10 protein-coding genes and 1 pseudogene are annotated in these 21,641 nt (G+C 37.8%); 10 read left to right on the top strand and 1 reads right to left on the bottom strand.

Annotated elements, in window-relative coordinates:
- Positions 1 to 754 precede the first annotated feature (754 nt).
- Positions 755 to 2,038, bottom strand: coding sequence for a site-specific integrase (locus tag LPH68_RS13015; RefSeq protein ID WP_117685409.1), 1,284 nt, complete (start codon positions 2,036 to 2,038; stop codon positions 755 to 757).
- A gap of 535 nt (positions 2,039 to 2,573) precedes the next feature.
- On the opposite strand from LPH68_RS13015, the gene LPH68_RS13010 reads away from it, so the two are divergent.
- From LPH68_RS13010 to LPH68_RS12965, 10 genes and pseudogenes are all read left to right on the top strand, one after another.
- Positions 2,574 to 5,096 carry a glutaminase family protein gene (locus tag LPH68_RS13010; protein ID WP_087322898.1) on the top strand — a complete coding sequence of 841 codons (2,523 nt, stop codon included), beginning with the start codon at positions 2,574 to 2,576 and terminating at the stop codon, positions 5,094 to 5,096.
- 22 nt (positions 5,097 to 5,118) lie between these two features.
- On the top strand, positions 5,119 to 6,966 hold the full coding sequence (locus LPH68_RS13005; protein WP_225451421.1) for a family 43 glycosylhydrolase: 1,848 nt from the start codon (positions 5,119 to 5,121) through the stop codon (positions 6,964 to 6,966).
- Between the two features lie 72 nt (positions 6,967 to 7,038).
- A complete protein-coding gene (locus LPH68_RS13000) occupies positions 7,039 to 8,589 on the top strand; it encodes an IPT/TIG domain-containing protein (RefSeq protein WP_117685132.1) in 1,551 nt (516 codons plus the stop codon).
- 13 nt (positions 8,590 to 8,602) lie between these two features.
- On the top strand, positions 8,603 to 11,728 hold the full coding sequence (locus LPH68_RS12995; RefSeq protein ID WP_087322913.1) for a TonB-dependent receptor: 3,126 nt from the start codon (positions 8,603 to 8,605) through the stop codon (positions 11,726 to 11,728).
- Between the two features lie 12 nt (positions 11,729 to 11,740).
- Entirely contained in the window at positions 11,741 to 13,792 is a 2,052-nt protein-coding gene (locus LPH68_RS12990) for a RagB/SusD family nutrient uptake outer membrane protein (RefSeq protein WP_008024166.1), read from the top strand.
- Between the two features lie 17 nt (positions 13,793 to 13,809).
- Complete coding sequence (locus LPH68_RS12985) at positions 13,810 to 14,835, top strand: DUF4973 domain-containing protein (protein WP_008024164.1); 1,026 nt, start codon at positions 13,810 to 13,812, stop codon at positions 14,833 to 14,835.
- A 29-nt stretch (positions 14,836 to 14,864) separates the two neighbouring features.
- A complete protein-coding gene (locus tag LPH68_RS12980; protein WP_151923337.1) occupies positions 14,865 to 16,406 on the top strand; it encodes a glycoside hydrolase family 76 protein in 1,542 nt (513 codons plus the stop codon).
- A gap of 352 nt (positions 16,407 to 16,758) precedes the next feature.
- The gene (locus LPH68_RS12975) at positions 16,759 to 17,916 is read left to right on the top strand and encodes an ATP-binding protein (RefSeq protein WP_008024160.1); all 1,158 of its coding nucleotides are present in this window, start codon (positions 16,759 to 16,761) and stop codon (positions 17,914 to 17,916) included.
- 273 nt (positions 17,917 to 18,189) lie between these two features.
- Positions 18,190 to 18,798, top strand: a pseudogene (locus LPH68_RS12970) (DUF1793 domain-containing protein); the annotation flags it as partial.
- Between the two features lie 33 nt (positions 18,799 to 18,831).
- A complete protein-coding gene (locus tag LPH68_RS12965) occupies positions 18,832 to 21,639 on the top strand; it encodes a TonB-dependent receptor (protein ID WP_151923338.1) in 2,808 nt (935 codons plus the stop codon).
- Positions 21,640 to 21,641: the final 2 nt, after the last annotated feature.

Below are 21,641 nucleotides of genomic sequence, written 5' to 3'. Positions count from 1 at the left end.
AAGTCATCCGTGCAAAGTTGGTTTTCCGGGTCCTGTCCAGACTAAATTGTCGTTTGTTAACTGATTGAAATACAGTAGAATATGTTCATATTGTATTGTCTTTGTGTTGTTGTGGCTATTAAATGAAGTACAAAATTCTAATTTATGAGCAGACTTTTAATAAATAAAAAGTTAATGGATAAATGTAGTGGTAGTCTAAGATGAGAAATGGACTAATCTGAAAAAATGAATATTTTTCCTCTCTCTCTTTTCATTTATCCATGTAATTTCTTTTATGACATAAAAACTAGCAGCATTTTAAGATATTAAAAATCAAATAGATTGAATAATTACTCTTGTTGAATGAATTCGACGTAAATAAAGCTTTCTGGAATGATTTATCTATCTTTTTATGCTATTTTGCAGAGAAATGTTATTGTGTGATAGCTTAAGGTAATAAGGAAAGTAGATGTTAGAACTCCATTCAGGAGTCCATAGTGTGGTTTATTTTAAACCAATAAGTAGTTTCTTTTAAAGGTAGGAGATGTTCCTTTTAAACCAACGACATGTTTCATTATATCAAAACTTGTTTTCGATAGTAGGAAAAAATACATGTTTATAAAGAATTATGCTATATATATTCAATAAAAGGAATATATATAATGTAAATGTGACTTTCTTTTTTCTATTTAGCAATTCAATAGAATCTTAATTCTTCTGCATATATGAAAAATAGAACATAATTTGAAATAACTAAGATGAAATATTTCAATCTTTACCTGGCAAGTTTAGCTCGAAGTTCTTTTAGTCTTTTTGCAGCCTGTAGATTATCAACCTTTATATATCTCATAAATGCAGATGGACTCTTATGCCCGGATATGCGCATAAGTTCTCCGGCAGGAAAGCCGGATAAGTACATATTTGTGCAAAACGATCGTCGGCAAGTATGAGAAGAGATCATCTCCCATTTTTCATAGACTCTCTTTTCCCGTTCTTTCCCTTTCTTGCGAACAACTTCGATCTTCTGTTTTAGTTTTGCCCTTCGCCCTAATTCTTTAACCCTTTCGTTGAATATATATCTAGGAATTTTAGGTAAATCATAGTTGTACTTCTTGAGTATTTCCGGTACATAATCGATCATAGGAATTATGACAGCTTTATGCACTTTTCTCTGTTTGAGATTTATAATCTCATTATCTAAGTCAATATGTTCGGGACTTAATGTTGAGAGATCACTATATCGTAGTCCTGTAAAACACCCAGTAATAAAAACATCTCTAATCTCTTCCAATTGCTTATCATCTGACAAGTCTAACTCGTGTATTGTTGAAAGTTCCTTTTCACTTAAATAAATAGCATCAGTTTCTTCTTCTACGACCTTAAAATGCTTCAAGTCAATTGGAGGAATAACTCCTTTATCTATTTGATAATTAACAAATCCCTTTAACAAACGTATAATTTTTCCTGCAGAATTAGTGAGCAAGCCAACACTCCCATCGGGCTTTATAACCTTATAAAATAAATAGTCCATGAATTCATTATAAAATATAAGATTCAAGTTATGAAAAGTAATTGGTTGCGATGAATGTTCTTTGAAAGCGATCAGATGTTTGCGAAGTGTTCGGTAGTCCTTTATTTGATCTGCAGAAACAACTGGAGCTTTTTCTGTAATATATCTTTCTAATGCGTCAAAGATATCTACCCGATTAGGACGTAACTCATATTCTCTATTCTTTTTTAGTTCAAGTAAAACAAAATCTACGGTTGGACTTATTCCGTTTATCTTAGCATATGTAAGAATTTCTCCAAGCTTGGATGTTATTCTAATCAGGCAGGCATCAATTTCATCATAGTTTGGACAAGCGCGCTTAATCCATCTCTTTTTAGAATCCCAGTGTTCCGGTTTAATACTGTATCCAGTAGAGATAAGCGTACGCTTAGTTCGATTGTAGTTATATCGAACATAAAGGACAGTAGTCCCCTCTCGAGTGACGTACCTAGGTTTAATATATGGAGTATATTTTGCGATAGTAAAATCTGTATTGCTTTCGTATTGCAAAGTTACAAAAGCTATCCGAAATGAGCAATATCTCATCGTTAAAAGCTAGAACCTCCAAAAACATTGTACTATCTTAATAAAAGTGGATAAATATTGCTCAAAAAGGAAAAAAACTACTCAAAGCACACTGTAAGAGACTTATTTTGCACTTTAAAAACACTCAAAATATGAAAAAAGAATAGATTTTGTCCTTTCTTGAACACAGATTTTCCTAATATTTAGCATTAATTCCATTATTTTGTAGTGTTGCAAATAAAATGCTATGGAAAAACAAATGGATTTGTATGACTCCTGGGTCCTACCTGAAACACACAATTCTATATAAACTTTTCCTCTAGCATTTATAAATATTCGACAGTACTGATTTTAATATATTATTTAGGTATAGCGATAAGAAAGGTAAGATTGCATTTAAAAGGTAATAGTAAGAAGGTAAAAAGAGAAATAAAAGAAAACGTAGGGTTTGTTTTTCTTTATAGGTAAACAAGATTGTAGATGGGTAACCTTAAAATTGTAGATTAATTAGAAAATATTTATGAAGAAACTACTAACAGTAATGGCCTTTTCGGTCGGTTTATTCGCAAATGCTCAAACCGGCAACTTATTTAAACCAGTAAAAGAGATAGCGCTACGTACTCCATCGGTACCTATCGTTGTTTCAGATCCTCACTTCTCTATCTGGTCTCCTTATGATAAATTAATGGAAGGAAGTACAGAACACTGGACTACAGCTAAGAAACCATTAGTAGGGGCTTTACGCGTAGATGGTAAAGTGTATCGTTTCCTGGGTAAAGATCAAGTAGCTCTAATACCTATCGCTCCCATGACAAATGTGGAACGTTGGGAGGCTGCATATACTAATAGTCAACCAGCAAATGGATGGCAAGAATTCCAGTTTGATGATAGTAGTTGGAAAAAAGGTAAAGCTGCTTTCGGTAGCCGTGATATGCCACGTGTTCGCACAGAATGGAAAGGAGATAATACAGATATTTATATCCGACGTACATTTGAAATAAATGATTTAGATTTAACAGAGAATATTTTTCTTATTTATTCTCATGACGATGTATTCGAATTATATTTAAATGGAGAAAAACTGGTTGCTACAGATCTCGTATGGAAGAATAATGTAAACCTAAAACTTTCAGATGAAGCCAAGAAAAAACTTCGTAATGGCAAAAATGTGATTGCAGCGCATTGTCATAACACAACTGGAGGATCTTATGTGGATTTTGGTTTATATCGTGAAAAGAAAAATGCAGTAACATTTGAAAATGAGGCTGTACAGAAATCGGTAGATGTACTAGCCACTTCCAGTTACTATACATTCACCTGCGGACCTGTCGAATTAGATGTTGTATTTACAGCGCCTCAATTGATAGATGACTTGGATTTGTTGTCAACTCCGATTAACTACATCTCCTATCGCGTGCGTCCTCTTGATAAAAAAGAGCATGATGTACAATTCTATATAGAAACGACTCCGGTATTAGCAGTGAATGAGACTACTCAGCCTACTATTGCACGTACATTATCGAAAAATGGTATTAGTTATGTAGAAGCTGGCACCATCAACCAGCCGATATGTGATCGTAAAGGTGATTTGATTTGTGCTGACTGGGGATATGTATATCTTGGTAGTGTAAATGGAGCAGGAAAATCTATAAGTTTGGGTGACTATAGCGGAATGAAGGAAGCTTTTGTTAAAAATGGAACTTTAGCTTCAAGTAAAACCAAATGGGTTACTCGTCGGGAAGAAAATACTCCTGCAATGGCTTATGTACATAATTTTGGAACTGTTACCAAAGATGGTAAAGATGGTTTCTTGATGATCGGTTATGATGACATTTATTCCATTGAATATATGTATGAGAAACGTATGGGATATTGGAAGCATGATGGTAAAGTAACGATTTTTGATGCTTTCGAAAAACTAAGAGATAACTATCAATCCATCATGGAGCGTTGTCGTGCACTTGATGAACTTATTTATAGCGATGCAGAAAAAGCAGGTGGTAAAAAATATGCAGAAATATGTTCTGCTTCATATCGTCAAGTGATTTCTGCCCATAAACTTTTCACAGACAAAGAAGGTAACCTGATGTGGTTCTCTAAAGAGAATAACAGTAATGGTTGTATCAATACAGTCGATCTGACCTATCCGTCCGCCCCTTTGTTCCTCGTTTATAATCCAGATTTGGAAAAAGCCATGATGACTAGCATTTTCGAATATAGTGCAAGTGGGCGTTGGAATAAACCTTTTGCAGCACATGACCTTGGCACTTATCCAATAGCTAATGGACAAGTTTATGGTGGTGACATGCCGATTGAAGAAAGTGGTAATATGGTGATTCTAACTGCAGCTATTTCGAAAATTGAAGGTAATGCCGATTATGCTAAGAAATATTGGGACATTTTGACGACATGGACTAATTATTTAGTAGAGTATGGACAGGACCCGGAAAACCAACTTTGCACGGATGACTTCGCCGGACATTGGGCCCACAATGCCAATCTTTCTGTAAAAGCTATCATGGGGGTAGCTGGATACAGCGAAATGGCTCGTATGCTCGGATTGAATGATGTAGCAGACAAATATGCTTTAATAGCCCAAGAAATGGCGATGAAATGGGAAAAAATGGCAAATGAAGGTGATCACTACCGTTTGGCTTTTGACCGTAAGAACACTTGGAGCCAAAAGTATAATATGGTGTGGGATAAGTTGTGGAATTTGAACCTATTCCCTAACAATGTAATCGAAAAAGAGCTCAATTATTACCTGACTAAACAGAATCTTTACGGACTTCCTTTGGATTCCCGCAAAGAATACACCAAATCCGATTGGATCATGTGGACGGCAGCTATGTCATCAGACAAGGAAACTTTCCAGAAATTCTCTGATCCTGTTTATAAATATATTAACGAGACAGTATCTCGTGTACCTATCAGTGACTGGCATCATACTGATAGTGGTAAGTGGGTTGGCTTCAGAGCACGTTCCGTGATTGGAGGATACTGGATGCAAGTGTTAATGAATAAATTGAGTGGTAGCAAGTAATTTTCTATTAGGGAGTGATATTATGTGTAACTTATCTACTGTATCAATTCTTCGATGGAATCTAGTAATGCTATTGAGCACACTATTCTGGTTTTCCTGTTCGACAAGCGATAATAATGAAGAGTCGAATGGAAAAGAAGGAGATGAGACTAATGTATCTGTGTATTTACAACAGAATGGATTCCAGAATTTGAATCTAGTGCCCGACCAGAATTTCGTTTCATACAATGTGCTTGTTTGCAAGAGTACCCTTTTGAATGGAGAGATATCTGTTCGATTGAAAACTTGGAGTGACAGTGAATTGAAAGCTTATAATTCTAACAATGGAACAAACTTTCAACTGCTTCCAGAAGATCTTTATCAGCTAGAGGAAATGTTAACACTGAAAGCGAATGAGAAACAAAAAAGTATAGAAATTCAATTTCATTCCTCTGAAATCTTCTCAAGATGGAAGAGGGAAAAAACTAATTATGTACTCCCTCTTCGGTTAGAAAGTGCATCGGTTAGCGCTCAAGAAAACAAAAGAAATTTACTTCTTACGATAGATGTCCAAGCAGCTATTGTCAAGTTGGAGAGTATTAGCGGAGAAATACTATTAAACCAAGAAAAAGTAGAAGTAGACATTAAATCTTATTATGATTTTAGTGGCACAAACCAGAGTACATTTCATTGTACGTTAAGTGTTGCACCAGAGGCTGTACAGTTGGTAAATGATTATAATGCAGCTCATGGAACATCTTATGAGTTGCTACCTGATGACTCGTATACTCTTGGTGGATTGACTTATTCTGCAGGGAATAATCAAGCTTCTACGAAATTAACTATTCAATCAACTAAACTACATCCTACGTACTATCTACTTCCTCTGTGTCTAACGAATGCCGATAGCGAAACAGTGTTAATAGATAAGTCTGTCCGGATATTGACATTAGTGCGTGGTTATTGCAATCCGATTATTGCTTTTAGCGCACCAGATCCTACAGTAATTCGTGCCCAAGATGGTTATTTCTATCTCTATGGAACAGAGAATACTCGAAATGTTCCTATTTATCGTTCCAAAAATTTGGTGAATTGGGAGTATAAGGGTACAGCTTTCACGGATGCTACTCGCCCCACTTGGGGTGGCGACCACAATATTTGGGCACCAGAGATACGTTATTTCAATAATCATTATGTACTTTATTATTCATGGGCTATATGGGGAGATGAGTGGAGAAGTAATGTAGGAGTTGCTGTGTCAGACTCTCCTCTAGGACCATTTATAGACAAAGGGTGTTTGATCGACTCGAAAGTGATTGGGGTACAAAATTCCATTGACCAGTTCTTTTATGAAGACAATGGCAAAAAATATATGTTTTGGGGAAGTTTTCGGGGTATCTATGCTACAGAACTCACGGATAATGGCCTGGAAATAAAGAAAAAAACGGATGGAACCCCAGTCCTGAAGAAGCGTATTTGTGGAAATCGTTTTGAAGGGACCAACATATACAAACGTGGAGAATATTATTACTTGTTTGCTTCCATAGGAACTTGTTGTAATGGAGCAACCAGTACATATCAAACTGTGGTAGGGCGTTCAAAGAATGTGCTTGGACCTTATTTAGATAAGACAGGAAGGGATATGTTGTATGATTATTGTGAAATCATTATGAGTGGCAATGAAACTTGGGCAGGACCTGGACATAACTCCATTCTGATTCAGGATGATGTAGGAACTGACTGGATCATCTACCACGGTTACAAGAAGAAAGAAGCCGAAAACGGAAGATATGTTTTAATGGATAAACTGATTTGGAGTAACGATGGATGGCCTTCCGTCAAGAGTAACGCACCTTCCATCTTGGAAGTGGCACCCTACTTTCAGAAATAAATATCCTATACAGAAAAACAAGTAATACTTATTGCTTATGCGATTTTATTAACATATTTAATCTAATTTATTATGAAACAAAAAGTAATGAAAGCCTGTTTGGGCATTTTATGGGGAATGTTTACATTGACCACTTTTCTATTACAGAGTTGCGATAATGGAAAAGAAGTCACTCCGGCTCAAGGAAGTGGTGGCAGTCCCTTTAATCCGCAGCTTCCTATTAGTGTCAAGGAAATCAGTCCGACTAATGGTGCTGCAGGTCAGAAGGTTCTTATTTATGGAGAAAACTTCGGCAATGACCCGTCTCTGATAGAAGTCACTATCGGCGGACAGAAGGCGCCTGTGGTCAACGTACAATCAACTGTCATATATTGTATTGTACCAACGAAGGCTTATTCGGGTGAAATCCAGGTAACTATCAAACAAGGAGAAGAAATCTATTCAGCCGAGGTAGCCGAAATTAAGTTTGAATATCAACGCCAAGTGGTGGTAAGTTCCTTGTGTGGTGCAACTAGTGAGCAAGGTTCCAATTCAGCAAAAGATGGTCCGTTTAATGATTGTGGCTCCATTACGAATCCCTGTTTTATGACTTGGGACCCGGAGGACCATAATTTGCTATATGATGCAGAAGACGCAGGGGACGCTGAAGGTGTAGGACAAGGTATTCGTTGTTTTGACTTCACAAACAAGCAGGTCTATACAATGATTCCCAAGAACTCATTTGTAGGCTCACAGCGTTGCCGAACCATTGATTTCTATAAAGATGACAATGGAAAATATCACATGATTGTAGGATTAGCGCAAGGAAATGTTAATAGTACGGCTGTTATGATGTTCGATCGAATTGAAGGAGGAACGAAGCCGTGTGGGTTCACGTGGGGCAATGGAAGGGTGATCGCACAGAACCAAGGATGCCAAGCTGCTGCAATACATCCTACTACTGGCGACCTCTACTTCTCCAATTACCAGAACAGTCTGCTTTATCGGGTAAAGAAATATGTTATAGAGGAATTTGCAACAGGAAAGAGAACAACCCCTGTCAGACCTGGTACAGCAGATGATGCCGCTCAGACAATATTAAAAGTGCAAGACAAAGAATGGGAGTTCAATATTATGATTCATCCAACTGGTAAATATGCTTATTTCATGGTCATCAATCGCAATTATATTCTTCGCTCAGATTTCAATGGGGAAACCTTTACCGCTCCCTATGTCATTGCAGGTGTTAATAGTAACAAAGACACTTATGTTTATCAGGATGGGGTCGGTAATCAGGCTCGATTCGGTAATCCCTACTCTGGTGTATTTGTAAAGAACCCAGAATATGCCGGAAATTCGGATGAATATGACTTCTATTTGACAGACAGGCATAATCATGCCATTCGTATCTTGTCTCCTTTGGGTCAAGTGACTACCTATGCCGGACGTGGTAGCGCTAGTTTGAATTCAAACCCATGGGGGTATGCAAATGGCCGCTTACGAGAAGATGCACGTTTTAACCGGCCTAAAGGAATTGCGTGGGATGAGCGTGATAATACGATATATGTGGGAGACGCCAACAACTATCGAATCAGAAAGATTGGCCTTGAAGAAGATGTGCCTGAAGAAGATATTAATGAATAAACACCGTATAAAAATGAAAAAAATAACAATTTTATGTATACTGTTGCTATGTGTAGTAACCGACACAATGGCTCAGAAAACTGTTACTGTATCGGGTATTGTTTCTGACAGTAATAAGGAACCGCTTATTGGTGTGAATATTATCGTCAAGGATGTTCCCGGATTAGGAGCCATTACTGATATCAACGGGAAATATACCATTAAAGTAGAACCTTATAACCGACTGGTCTTCTCATATATTGGATATAAGACACAAGAAGTATTGATTAAGGAACAGCGTTCGGTCAATATAAAAATGGAAGAAGATGTAGCTACTACTATTGATGAGGTTGTAATCACAGGTACCGGTGCACAACGTAAATTGGTACAAACCGGTGCCATCACTACAGTAGACATGGAACATCTGATGGCTAATCCGTCGTCTAGTGTTGTTAATGCTTTGGCAGGTAACGTTGCAGGTGTATTAGCCCGCCAGACTTCCGGTCAACCAGGACAAAATGTTTCAGAATTCTGGATTCGCGGTATTTCCACATTTGGGGCTGGAACCGGTGCTTATATTTTAGTAGATGGGTTCGAACGTAGCATGGATGAAATCAACATTGAGGATATTCAAGACTTTTCTATCTTGAAAGATGCTTCCGCTACTGCAATATACGGTTCTAAAGGAGCTAATGGCGTTGTATTGATTAACACTAAACATGGTAAATCCGGGAAAATCAAGATCGACATAAAGGCACAAACCACCTACAACATGCGCACTATTACACCTGAATTTGAAGACGGGATTTCGTATGCAAACCTATTGAATGAGTCACGAATTACACGCAATTATGAACCTGTATATCAACCGGAGGAACTGGAGATTCTAAAAAACGGATTAGACCCAGATCTCTATCCGAATGTGGATTGGATGGATTTATTGTTGAGGAAAGGCTCATGGCAACACCGCGTTAACCTGAATTTAAGCGGTGGTGGTTCTACTGCACGGTATTACGCCTCTATTAGTTACCTTGATGAAGAAGGCATGTACAACACTGATAAAGCGTTGAAAGACGATTACAACACTAATGCAAACTATCGTCGTTACAACTATCGTCTGAATACAGATATTGATATCACGAAAACTACACTATTAAAGTTAGGTGTATCCGGTTGGTTATCTAAGAGAAACAGTCCGGGACTGGGTGATGCAGATGTATGGGGTGAACTTTTTGGCTATACCGCCATTCGTACTCCTTTACTTTATTCCAACGGTCGTGTTCCGGCAGTAGGTACAGGCAACAAAACAAACCCATGGGTAGCAGCTACACAGACTGGATTCAATGAAAACTGGGAAAATGTGATTCAGACAAATATTACGTTGGAACAGAATTTGAAGTTTATCACCAAAGGTCTGAAATTTGTTGGACGCTTCGGCTATGATACCTATAATAACAATCACATCAATCGTCGTAAATGGCCTGAGCAATGGAGTGCCGAACGTTCACGCGATGAAAATGGAAATTTGGTATTCAAGAAAATTTCGGACAGTAGCAATATGCATCAAGAAAGTGGTTCTAGCGGTAACCGTCGTGAATTTTTAGATATGATGCTTAATTGGGAACGCGGTTTTAAGGCACATCATCTCAATGCTACGTTGAAATACACACAGGACTCGTACATCAAAACACAAGACTTAGGTGATGATCTGAAAAATGGTGTCAACAGACGTAATCAAGGATTGGCAGGGCGAATTGCGTATAACTGGAACTATCGATATTTCGTAGATTTCAACTTCGGCTATAATGGTTCGGAGAATTTCGCAAAAGGACATCGCTTCGGTTTCTTCCCAGCATACTCTTTAGCATGGAACATTGCAGAAGAATCATTTATCAAAAAGAATTGGAAATGGATGGGTATGTTCAAAGTGCGTTTCTCTTATGGTAAAGTAGGTAATGATAAGATTCGTCATAACAATGCAGATGTACGTTTCCCTTATCTGTACGCAATTGGCGAAGGCAATAGTTATGATTGGGCAAACTACGGTAGTTCTTATGGATTCACAGGATTAACTTACACAGAACTAGCTTCCGACCAAGTTACTTGGGAGGTGGCAACGAAGAAAGATTTGGGAGTAGATTTGGCTTTGTTTGATGACAAATTCAAATTGACAGTTGATTACTTTGATGAAAGCCGTAGCGGAATTTTCATGCAACGCCAGTATTTGCCTGGCATGATTGGCCTGCAAGGAAAGAGTCCTTTTGCAAATGTCGGTAAAGTAAATTCCAAGGGATTCGATGGCAATTTCTCTTTCAAACAGAGGTTCAATCAGGTAAGTTTGACAGTACGTGGTAATATGACTTACAGCAAAAATGAGATTATTGAAAGAGACGAAGCTAACAATGTATATCCCTATCAAATGCAAAAGGGCTATCGAGTGAACCAGAATAAAGGATTGATTGCATTAGGACTGTTCAAGGATTACGATGATATTCGCAATAGTCCTACTCAAAAGTATGGTCCTGTAATGCCCGGTGATATTAAATACAAAGATGTAAATGGTGATGGTGTAGTGGATGACAACGATATTGTAGCAGTAGGAGCTACTAATCGTCCGAATCTGATTTATGGTCTTGGGCTTTCTGTTAAATGGAAAGGACTTGATGTCAATTTGCATTTTCAAGGCGCGGGCAAGTCGCAGTTTTTCTTGTCCGGGAAATGTATCAGAGCTTTCAGCGAAGGGCAATGGGGTAATATTATTAAAGGAACTTTGGATAATCGCTGGGTAGATGCGGATACTGCCGAGAAATTAGGTATTGCAGCCAACGAGGATCCCAATGCTACTTTCCCCCGCCTAAGTTACACGGACCAAGGAAATGGAAATACAACGATTTATGCTTATACTAATAACTACCGCAACTCTACTTACTGGTTGCGTGACGGTTCCTACGTACGTTTGAAAACGGTTGATATCGGCTACACACTTCCCAAAGCACTGGTTAACAAAATACATTTTAATAATGTACGTATTTTCTTGACTGGAACCAATTTACTTACATGGTCTAGTTTCAAACTCTGGGACCCGGAAATGGGTAGCAATAATGGAGAGAAATATCCATTGTCCAAATCCGTAACGTTAGGTTTGAGCGTTAACTTATAAATGATTAATGATATGAAAAAAATATATATACTATTAGTCGCAATTTTTGCGATCAGTTCCACTTCTTGTTCCGATTATTTGGATTCTGATTACATTTTTGAGGATAGAGAAACAATTGATAAAGTTTTTACCGACTATAAAAAAACAGAACAATGGTTGGCACAGGCGTATACCTATTTGTTGGGACAATGTTGTGATGTTGCAAGTAAACGTAATACACCTTTTGTGTTTGATGATTGCATGTATTATGGCGATGATGATGTTACAGTGGATGCAACCAAAGGCGGTGCTTTATCTTATAATAAATTCCGTGAAGGAGCATACGATGAAAACACTTTCCAAGATACTTGGAACCGTTGTTATAATGGTATTCGACAGGCTTCTATTTTCATCCAGTATGCAGATATGAGCATTGAGCATAGTGCGGAGGAAATCATTGACCTCAAAGCACAAGCCCGCTTTGTTCGTGCCTATTACTATTGGTTGTTACTCCGGAAGTATGGTCCTATTCCACTGGTTCCGGATGAGGGTTTTGATTACAATCAGTCATACGAAGATTTGGAACTTCCCCGCAATACATACGATGAATGTGTAGATTATATCGCTAAAGAGATGGTCTTGGCAGCACAGGGTTTACCTTTGAAAAGAGACCAGCTTTCCATTACCCGTCCTACTCGCGGTGCCGCCTTAGCTACCCGTGCTTTGGCAATGCTTTATGCTGCAAGTCCGCTAATGAATGGCAACGATGATGCGTATGCACAGCAAATGACCAACCGTGACGGGAAACGTTTATTAAATCCTGTATACGACAACAGTAAATGGGCTAAAGCAGCAGCTGCTTGCAAAGATGTGATGGGACTAGGCGTTTACCATATTTATACAGCCGATTTCCGGTCGACTCATTCTATTGCTTTTCCTGCTACCATCGCTCCTCCGATTCACCCGGAATATAGTTATAAAAATTTTCCAGAAGGTTGGCAGAATATTGATCCGTTCGAATCTTATCGTTCTCTATTCAACGGACAGGTAACTGCTATGGACAATCCTGAATTGATTTTTACTCGTGGAAAAAATATTTCCGGTGAACGCATCAAAGATATGGTCATTCATCAATTGCCCACTGTAGCTAAAGGATGGAATACGCACGGCGCCACCATGAAACAGGTAGATGCCTATTATATGAGCGATGGCACTGACTGTCCGGGAATGAACTCTGAATATGCAGGTACTCCAGCTTATCAAGGACGCATAGATACTCGCCCTCGCGCAACTGGTTATACAACAAATAATACAGATCACAAACCGCTTCCAAATGGAGTATCTTTGCAATATGCTGAACGTGAACCACGTTTCTATGCGTCCATTGCTTATAATGGTATGTACTGGCATCTAGGTAATGAACCAGAAGTTCAGAATCAAGATCAACAAGTATTCTATTATCGCGGAGATGGAAATGGTTATGCAAATAGTATGTTCTGGTTGCGCACCGGCATTGGGGTAGCTAAATATGTGCATCCTGATGATACCTATTATAATAGCGATGCAGCCAAGGTAAAAGATAAAGATGAACCAGCTATTCGATATGCTGATATCCTGCTGATGTATGCAGAAGCTTTGAATGAATTGACTGCTAGTTATGAAGTTCCTTCTTGGGATGGCTCCATCACTTACACAATCAGCCGCAACGTAGAAGATATGCGTACAGGTATAAAACCAATACGCATGCGTGCCGGGGTGCCCGATTATGATGCAGATACATATAGTAACCCGATTAAATTTCGCATCAAACTAAAACGCGAACGTCAGATTGAGCTCTTTGCTGAAGGAAAACGCTACTATGATCTTCGACGCTGGAAAGATGCGGAAGTAGAGGAAGCAATGCCTGTTTACGGTTGTTATACATTTATGAGTAATGCCAATAAAGACCTGTTCCACACACCGGTTCCTATATCAAATCTTTCTGCTACTTTCTCACCGAAAATGTATTTTTGGCCCATCAAGCACAGTGAACTGAAACGAAATAAACTTCTGACCCAAAACCCGGGATGGACCTACAATGATTAATCTAAAAAAACTAGAATATGAAACTGAAAAATATCTTATTATATCTGTTACCCATAGCCGGCTTATGTAGTTCGTGCAATGATGAATGGGAAAATGAACAGTTTACACATTATATATCATTTAAAGCTCCCATTAACAGTGATGGTGTGTCTCGAATCAATGTACGCTATAGATCTGGTAATGAAAAGACGACATTTCAGTTACCAATCATTGTGAGCGGATCTACCACCAATGAACGTAACATTACAGTACATGTTGGTTTGGATACAGATACCTTAAAAGTACTAAACCAAGAACGCTTCAATAATCGTACCGACTTGTACTATCAAGTATTGCCAAAAAAATTCTACTCTCATTCAGAAACGGTGCAGATCAATGCCGGGCAAGATGTAGCATTAATGCCTATCGACTTTTCAATGGAGGGCATCGACTTATCAGACAAATGGGTATTACCATTGACTATCGAAGAATCACCTGATGGAAACTATACCCCAAACTATCGAAAGCACTATCGGAAGGCATTGCTTCGTGTGATGCCATTCAATGATTATTCAGGAAATTATAGTGCTGTAAATTACAAAACATATTTGAATGGTTCAGAAACAGATGCACCATACGTGAAGAATTATGTCATGATGTATGTAGTTGACGATGAAACGTTATTCTTCTATGCAGGTTTATTTGATGAAACTCGTCAAGACAGGAAAGGGTATCGGATTAAAGCAAAATTCAACAATAATGGAACAGTAACGCTTTCTCCGGCAGATCCAAATAATAAAATGCAGTTTGCGCTCGGTAAAGATGATTTTAATAATGAGATCACTGCTTCTTACAGTATCACGGAGTCAATGGACGCTATCCGTCCCTACTTAATGCACCGAACCATTATTATCAATAATATCAACTATACGTTCAAAGACTATACAACGATTCCCGGTGTCGAAACTGAATTTCATGTAATGGGTTCGTTGACATTAGAACGTCAAATCAATACTCAAATTCCGGATGAGGACCAAGCTATCGAATGGGAAGAAGGAAACTAAAGGTTGACCGAAAAATAAATAAACTATAAATGGGGATTGTAAATGCTGTGGATATTTGTAAATATCCACAGCATTTCAATCGTTTATTACTAATCGCAATGAATAAATATGTATTGTTTTTAATTTTTATATTTTCATGTATTGGCTGTGGAGAAACAAATGAACAGGATGCCAATACAATAGAAGGTAACACCGATACTTCGCAAATAACAATTGCACCAGTGACGAATTTGAAGGCTAAGATTACACAAAATCCCAATGAACTTTATCTAACATGGACGAATCCGATTACTGTGACCAATATGCTAGGGGTAGAAATCTATTATAAACAGAAAGGTTCCAATGACGAAAAAAGAGTGAATACGATCCAGAAAGGAGAAGGGTATGTACTCCGGTTGACATCCGCAGAGCCTTATTTCATATCTGTTGTTGTGGTGGATAACTACGGAAGAAAATCAGAAAGAGTCACCATTACTGCTATTCCATCGAATAAGGGAGTGCCTTTGGCAGATAGTTGTACGTATGTGCTTATTGAACAGTTTATGGATAAAACGAAAGGAACGTTTTGGGTATCACCCCAAAATATATCTGGAAATTCGGCTAATACTTATATTTATTGGCAACAGGCTCATGCTATTGATGTGGTATTGTATTCTTATGAACGTATCAAAGATAATAATCCTATATTGGCTGCGACATATAAAGAATATTTTGAAAGATGGTTTCAAAATCATGGAAATAATTATCATCACGACAACAACGATCCTACAGGCTTTTCAAATCCATATACTGATGATATGTGTTGGATTGGTCTGACTTTGTTACGAATGTCAGAAGTGTTAGACGATAATAAGTTTGCCGATACAGCCAAGAGGTTGTATGACGCTTACATTATTACACGAAAATGGACAGATGATAAAGGAACTGGACTTCCTTGGAATAATGAAAATAATTCTAATGGGCGAAGCCGGAATATATGTACCAATGCTCCCGGTGCTTTGATGGCTGCCAAATTGTATAAAAAATACAATGAAGATAAGTATTTATCAGATGCTAAAATACTTCATAAATTTGCCTACGACAATAATTACTTAACATTGGGAGATGGTAGAATAGAGGAACCTCCTTTAACCTATACGCAAGGTACGTATGGAGAAGCAAGTAGGCAATTGTATCATATTACAAATGAAAAATATTATCTGACATGTGCAGAAAAAGTAATTAGCTATGTCACAACCAGTAATAGGTGCTTAACTAATGGCATTTTGCGTAATGAAGGTCCGTCTATGGACCAAAGCATCTTTAAAGCTGTTTTGATTCCTTATATAGTCAATTTGGCATTGGATGAAGCTGCTAATAGTACACTTAGGCAGAATCTGATTCTTTTCCTGCGAAAAAATGCAGAAACGTTGAGCGCAAACTTGATTCGTGGAACTTATCCGGAAATGTATTGTAACTATTATTGGGGATCCATATTTACTGGAAATATTGCTTCTATGGGCGCACAAGCAAGTGGAGCTTCTCTTTTGGAAGGTGTTCTCCGATTGAATACAGCACTAGAAAATAATTAGTCATAAGCATCACTGTTTAAAATGAAGCAATGCAACCTTAATTATTCATGCGAATCAGTTGTTGAATGTAAGTTCTTGTTTTTAAGAAATTCTTTGATGCTAAAATAGCTTTGATACGCTCCGTAGAACAGATAGAAGGTATATTATTGAATATAAGATAAATAATAAGCAGCTTGCCATTGTTTAAATCCAGCTCAATGACAGGCTGCTTAAATTATAATTACTTATAATATGCTGCAGATATGATTATAAAAGATCTAATATAAATAGAGAACTTTAAATTAAAAAACAGAGAAGTTTTGCAAATTCACTTTTAAAGATTAAATTTGCAAACAGTAAAATAAGAGCAGCAATGATAGAACGAATACTGAAATCCAAGCTAATTGAAATGGCAAATAAATATCCGATTGTTACATTGACAGGACCTAGACAATCTGGAAAATCAACATTATTGAGGAATTCCTTTCAGGACTATGAGTATGTGTCTTTGGAAGATCCTGATATGAGACTATTTGCTACAGATGATCCGAGAGGATTTCTTTCCACCTACCCGGATAAAACAATTATCGATGAAGTTCAAAGAGTTCCGTCACTTTTCTCTTATATCCAAACGCATACCGATAAAGAGAATAAAGAAGGTATGTATATGCTGGCCGGATCTCATAACTTCTTATTAATGGAAAGTGTGAATCAATCATTAGCTGGACGTACGGCAGTACTCAAGCTACTACCGTTTTCGCATTATGAAATGGAAAAAGGAGAAATATTGCCATCCAGTGTAAATGAAGAAATTTTTAAGGGAGCTTATCCACGCATTTATGACAAAACTATAAATCCGGATGATTATTATCCTTTCTATATACAAACATATGTAGAAAGAGATGTGAGATTATTACGTAATATTGGGGATCTAAGTAAATTTATTAAATTCCTCAAATTATGTGCAGGTCGCATAGGGCAATTATTAAATCTTTCATCATTAGCAAATGAATGTGGAATTTCTGTCACAGCAGCTACTAACTGGTTATCTATATTAGAAGCAAGTTATATCTGTTATTTACTGAAACCAGATTATAATAATTATGCCAAACGATTGGTAAAAACTCCTAAGTTATATTTTTATGATACTGGGCTAGCCTGTTCTTTACTTGACATACAAAATGCAGAACAAATAACTACTCATTTTTTACGTGGAGGATTGTTTGAAAATCTTGTCATCAATGAATTTGTAAAAGAATCCTATAATAGAGGTGTCGAACCGGGATTATCATTTTGGCGTGATAGCACTGGCAATGAGGTTGACTTATTAAGAATGGTTGGCGGAAAACAGTATGCCTATGAAATCAAATCAGGAGCAACTTATTCACCGGATTTCTTTAAAGGTATTTCAAAATGGGCTAAACTATCCAATACTCCAACGGAACAATGTTTCGCGATTTATAATGGAGATAGGGATATAAAAACATCTGTCGGTCAAGTGAATGGATGGAATCATTTTAATCTGTTTTAAACCGCCACTAATATATCATGTCTTTATTCCATCTTATTTGATCCCTGAAACTACATTTGGGGATATATTATTTCTTTATCATGCATGAACTGTTGATATTTTATTCTAGAATTAGAATTTGTTGAAACAATCTGGGATACCCCAAATCCTAGAAATAAATCATTTTTATAGACTACAAAAACACTCGAAAAACCAACTAATTACAACACAGAAACAAGACATGTTAGCTATACATATCTGATAATAAACTAAATAACTAAAAAAACTTAGTCTGGACAGGACCCGGAAAACCAACTTTGCACGGATGACTTCGCCGGACATTGGGCTCATAATGCCAATCTTTCCGTGAAAGCTATCATGGGAGTAGCCGGATACAGTGAAATGGCTCGGATGCTCGGATTGAATGATGTAGCTGAAAAATATGCGGCTATAGCCAAGAAAATGGCGGTAAAATGGGAAGAAATGGCGAATGAGGGAGATCATTACCGTCTAGCTTTTGACCGTAAAGATACCTGGAGTCAAAAATATAACATGGTTTGGGATAAGTTGTGGAACCTGAATTTATTCCCTAATAATGTTATCAGAAAAGAGATTAACTATTATTTGACAAAACAGAATCTTTATGGGCTCCCTCTGGACTCTCGTAAAGAATACACAAAATCCGACTGGATCATGTGGACGGCAGCTATGTCTTCAGATAAAGATACTTTCCAACGATTCTCTGATCCAGTCTATAAATATATCAATGAAACAGCCTCTCGTGTACCTATCAGTGACTGGCACCACACCGACAATGGACGATGGGTAGGCTTTAGAGCACGTTCGGTAATCGGAGGATACTGGATGAAGGTATTAATGGATAAAATTCAAAATAATCAATAAAATTACTATGACGTTAACTTAAAAATTGTACATATGAAGTTCTTAAAAGAAATGTTGTTGGTTGGACTACTTCCTGGCTATTTGATATGCCAGGCACAAAATGTCCAAAACAAAGAAGATGTACCCTTGGATTTAGGATATCGTGTACTCCCTACGGGAGATTATAACGGTTCAGCCTACACCATCTCGGGTAAACAGTTACGCAATCTACCTGTTACAAATCTTTCGGCAGTATTAGCCGGACTGGTACCTGGTTATTTTGCCCGACAAGTGCAAGGTGGTGGATTAGTGAATGAACAAAATTCATTCTGGATAAGAGGGCAAAGGAGTAATTCGCCCGATGTATTAGTACTGGTTGATGGACAGGAACGGGATTTTGCTGTTTTGTCATCACACGAAGTAGAATCAATTACCGTATTGAAAGATGCTGCAGCAACAGCCTTATATGGAATGCGTGCAGGCAGTGGAGCTATTCTGGTTACAACTCGTAAGGGAGCAAAGGGAAAACCGCAGGTTGAATTGACAGCTCAAATTATAGCTCAACAACCACTTAAAGAATTAAATTCATTAAACGCAGCCGATTATGCAAGACAGCACAACATAGCCCGCCATAATGACAATATGGATCCCCTGTATTCGAACTATGATATAATGAATTATGCTAAGAATGATCCTAATTCCATATTATATCCCAATGTAGATTGGGCTGATAAATATTTAAAGGATATCCGATGGAGCCAACGCTATAATCTTAATATCCAAGGAGGAACAGAAAAAAGTACATATTTCGTGAATGCAATGTATACTCGTAACAATGGCTACTTCAATACAGATGATTCACATGATTATAATACCAATCACTCTGCCGAACGGTTTAATATCCGTTCCAATATCGATTTTGCCGTAACTCGCACTACCCAACTGGATGTAAATCTGTATGGCTGGTATCAAAGTCAGAATGGACCTGGCAGCGGAGCCGAAAACATCTATAAAAATCTAGTCACATTACCGCAAGGAATCTTCCCAGAATGGTACAATGACCAAGGATATACAGATCAATACGGCAATGTTATCAATGCAGAAGATGGGAAAATTGTAGCAGGAAATGCATTCCGTGAAAATCCATGGGCAATGCTAAATCGCTCCGGCTACTTCCAGGACAAACAATTGTATGGTTCTTTCCGTACAAAACTCTCACAGGATCTTTCCTTCATAACAGAGGGATTAAAAGCTTCTGTTGCTCTATCCATGGATTCACGCACAATTTCTTCTATCAGACGTACGATAACTTTCGCATATTACGAAAAGGATGCGACGAATGAGAATGTTCTCCGCCGGACCCGCGAGGATGATTCGATGATAAACAAGGTAGATAATACCAGTTCTTTCCGCCGGACCGGTATCGTGGCTCAATTAGATTATAACCGTACCTTTGGAAAACATGGAGTTTCGGCTTTAGCTTTCTATGAACAATATGAAAGCAATGATGAAATGGTATTGCCAACCCGCTTCCAAAGCGTAAATAGTTGGTTCGGCTATAATTATGATAAAAGATATGGCATCGATGTTATCGGAGCTTATCAGGGATCTCACAAATTTGGTCCGGGACACAAATTCGGTTTCTTCCCTACAATATCTGCCGGATGGACTGTTTCTAACGAATCTTTCTGGAAAGATGCAAAAAAAATAGTGCCCTACCTGAAGCTAAAAGCATCTTATGGACAAGTCGGCAACTCATCCGGCGTAGATGCCTTTTATTACAGGGGACGTATGTGGCCGCAAAACGAAGTCTATATCACAGGGGTAAACATGGGAACAAAGCTTGGAGGATACATTCAGGATATACTTCCAAATCCCGGATTGACTTGGGAGAAAGCTAGAATTCTGAATATCGGAATAGATACCCGACTATTTTCAGACCGGTTATCTGTTACAGCAGAATTTTTTAAAGACAACCGTCATGATATGTATGTAGTAAATAACAAAATCAGTTCTCTTGTCGGCAATGTAAAGGAATTTAAGCAGAATATAGGCAAAATCAATAGCCATGGAGTAGACTTATCTGCCATGTGGAATTCAAATATTGCAGACTGGAGCTATTTCATAGGTGGTACATTCTCTTATTCTACGAATGAACTGATTGCAAACGGTGAAGTAGATCAGCCATACGAATGGTTGAAGAATCAGGGACGGCCTTTAGGAGAAAATCGAGGATACATTGCAAAAGGCTTTTTCAATTCTTGGGAAGAAATAGCAGCCTCTCCTGTACAAACATTCTCTGATGTCCAACCAGGTGATGTACGTTATGAAGATATAAACAAAGACGGACAGATTGATGTAAACGATATGGTACCTATCGGTTACGGAGACATTCCCAGAATCATGTATGGTATTAACTTAGGAGTCGGCTACAAAGGATTTTCGATCACCGCATTATTTCAGGGAGCCGCAAAAGTCTCTCATCAATATTCGGACATTGTGATGAATCCTTTCACAGATAACGGAACCATATTTGAACATCAACTTGATTACTGGACACCCGAACACCAGAATGCAACATTCCCACGTTTAACAACACTGGACAATGCCAATCTTAATAACAGGCAGATAAGTACATTAAATGTGAAAGATGCTGATTTCTTAAGATTAAAAACACTGGAAGTTGCCTATGACTTTCCTACAAAAATGATACAGAAAATCCATCTTAAGGGATTGAGGCTTTTCCTTAGTGGAACGAATCTGATTACCTGGACAAAATATAAATGGGTTGATCCTGAAGCTCCTTCACTGGCAGCTCCTTTGACGAGAAACATGAGTATAGGTTGTTCCTTAAAATTCTGATA

The organism is Bacteroides sp. 1_1_30, from assembly GCF_020982715.1.
Lineage (GTDB): Bacteria > Bacteroidota > Bacteroidia > Bacteroidales > Bacteroidaceae > Bacteroides > Bacteroides xylanisolvens.
This window is presented reverse-complemented; position numbering and strand designations above follow the sequence as displayed.

Excerpts from the sequence above, each read along its gene's own strand:
- LPH68_RS12980 (WP_151923337.1), top strand. The coding sequence starts at position 14,865 with ATGGGGATTGTAAATGCTGTGGATATTTGTAAATATCCACAGCATTTC.
- LPH68_RS12995 (WP_087322913.1), top strand. The coding sequence starts at position 8,603 with ATGAAAAAAATAACAATTTTATGTATACTGTTGCTATGTGTAGTAACC.
- LPH68_RS12965 (WP_151923338.1), top strand. The coding sequence starts at position 18,832 with ATGAAGTTCTTAAAAGAAATGTTGTTGGTTGGACTACTTCCTGGCTAT.
- LPH68_RS13010 (WP_087322898.1), top strand. The coding sequence starts at position 2,574 with ATGAAGAAACTACTAACAGTAATGGCCTTTTCGGTCGGTTTATTCGCA.
- LPH68_RS12985 (WP_008024164.1), top strand. The coding sequence starts at position 13,810 with ATGAAACTGAAAAATATCTTATTATATCTGTTACCCATAGCCGGCTTA.
- LPH68_RS12975 (WP_008024160.1), top strand. The coding sequence starts at position 16,759 with ATGATAGAACGAATACTGAAATCCAAGCTAATTGAAATGGCAAATAAA.
- LPH68_RS12990 (WP_008024166.1), top strand. The coding sequence starts at position 11,741 with ATGAAAAAAATATATATACTATTAGTCGCAATTTTTGCGATCAGTTCC.
- LPH68_RS13005 (WP_225451421.1), top strand. The coding sequence starts at position 5,119 with ATGTGTAACTTATCTACTGTATCAATTCTTCGATGGAATCTAGTAATG.
- LPH68_RS13000 (WP_117685132.1), top strand. The coding sequence starts at position 7,039 with ATGAAACAAAAAGTAATGAAAGCCTGTTTGGGCATTTTATGGGGAATG.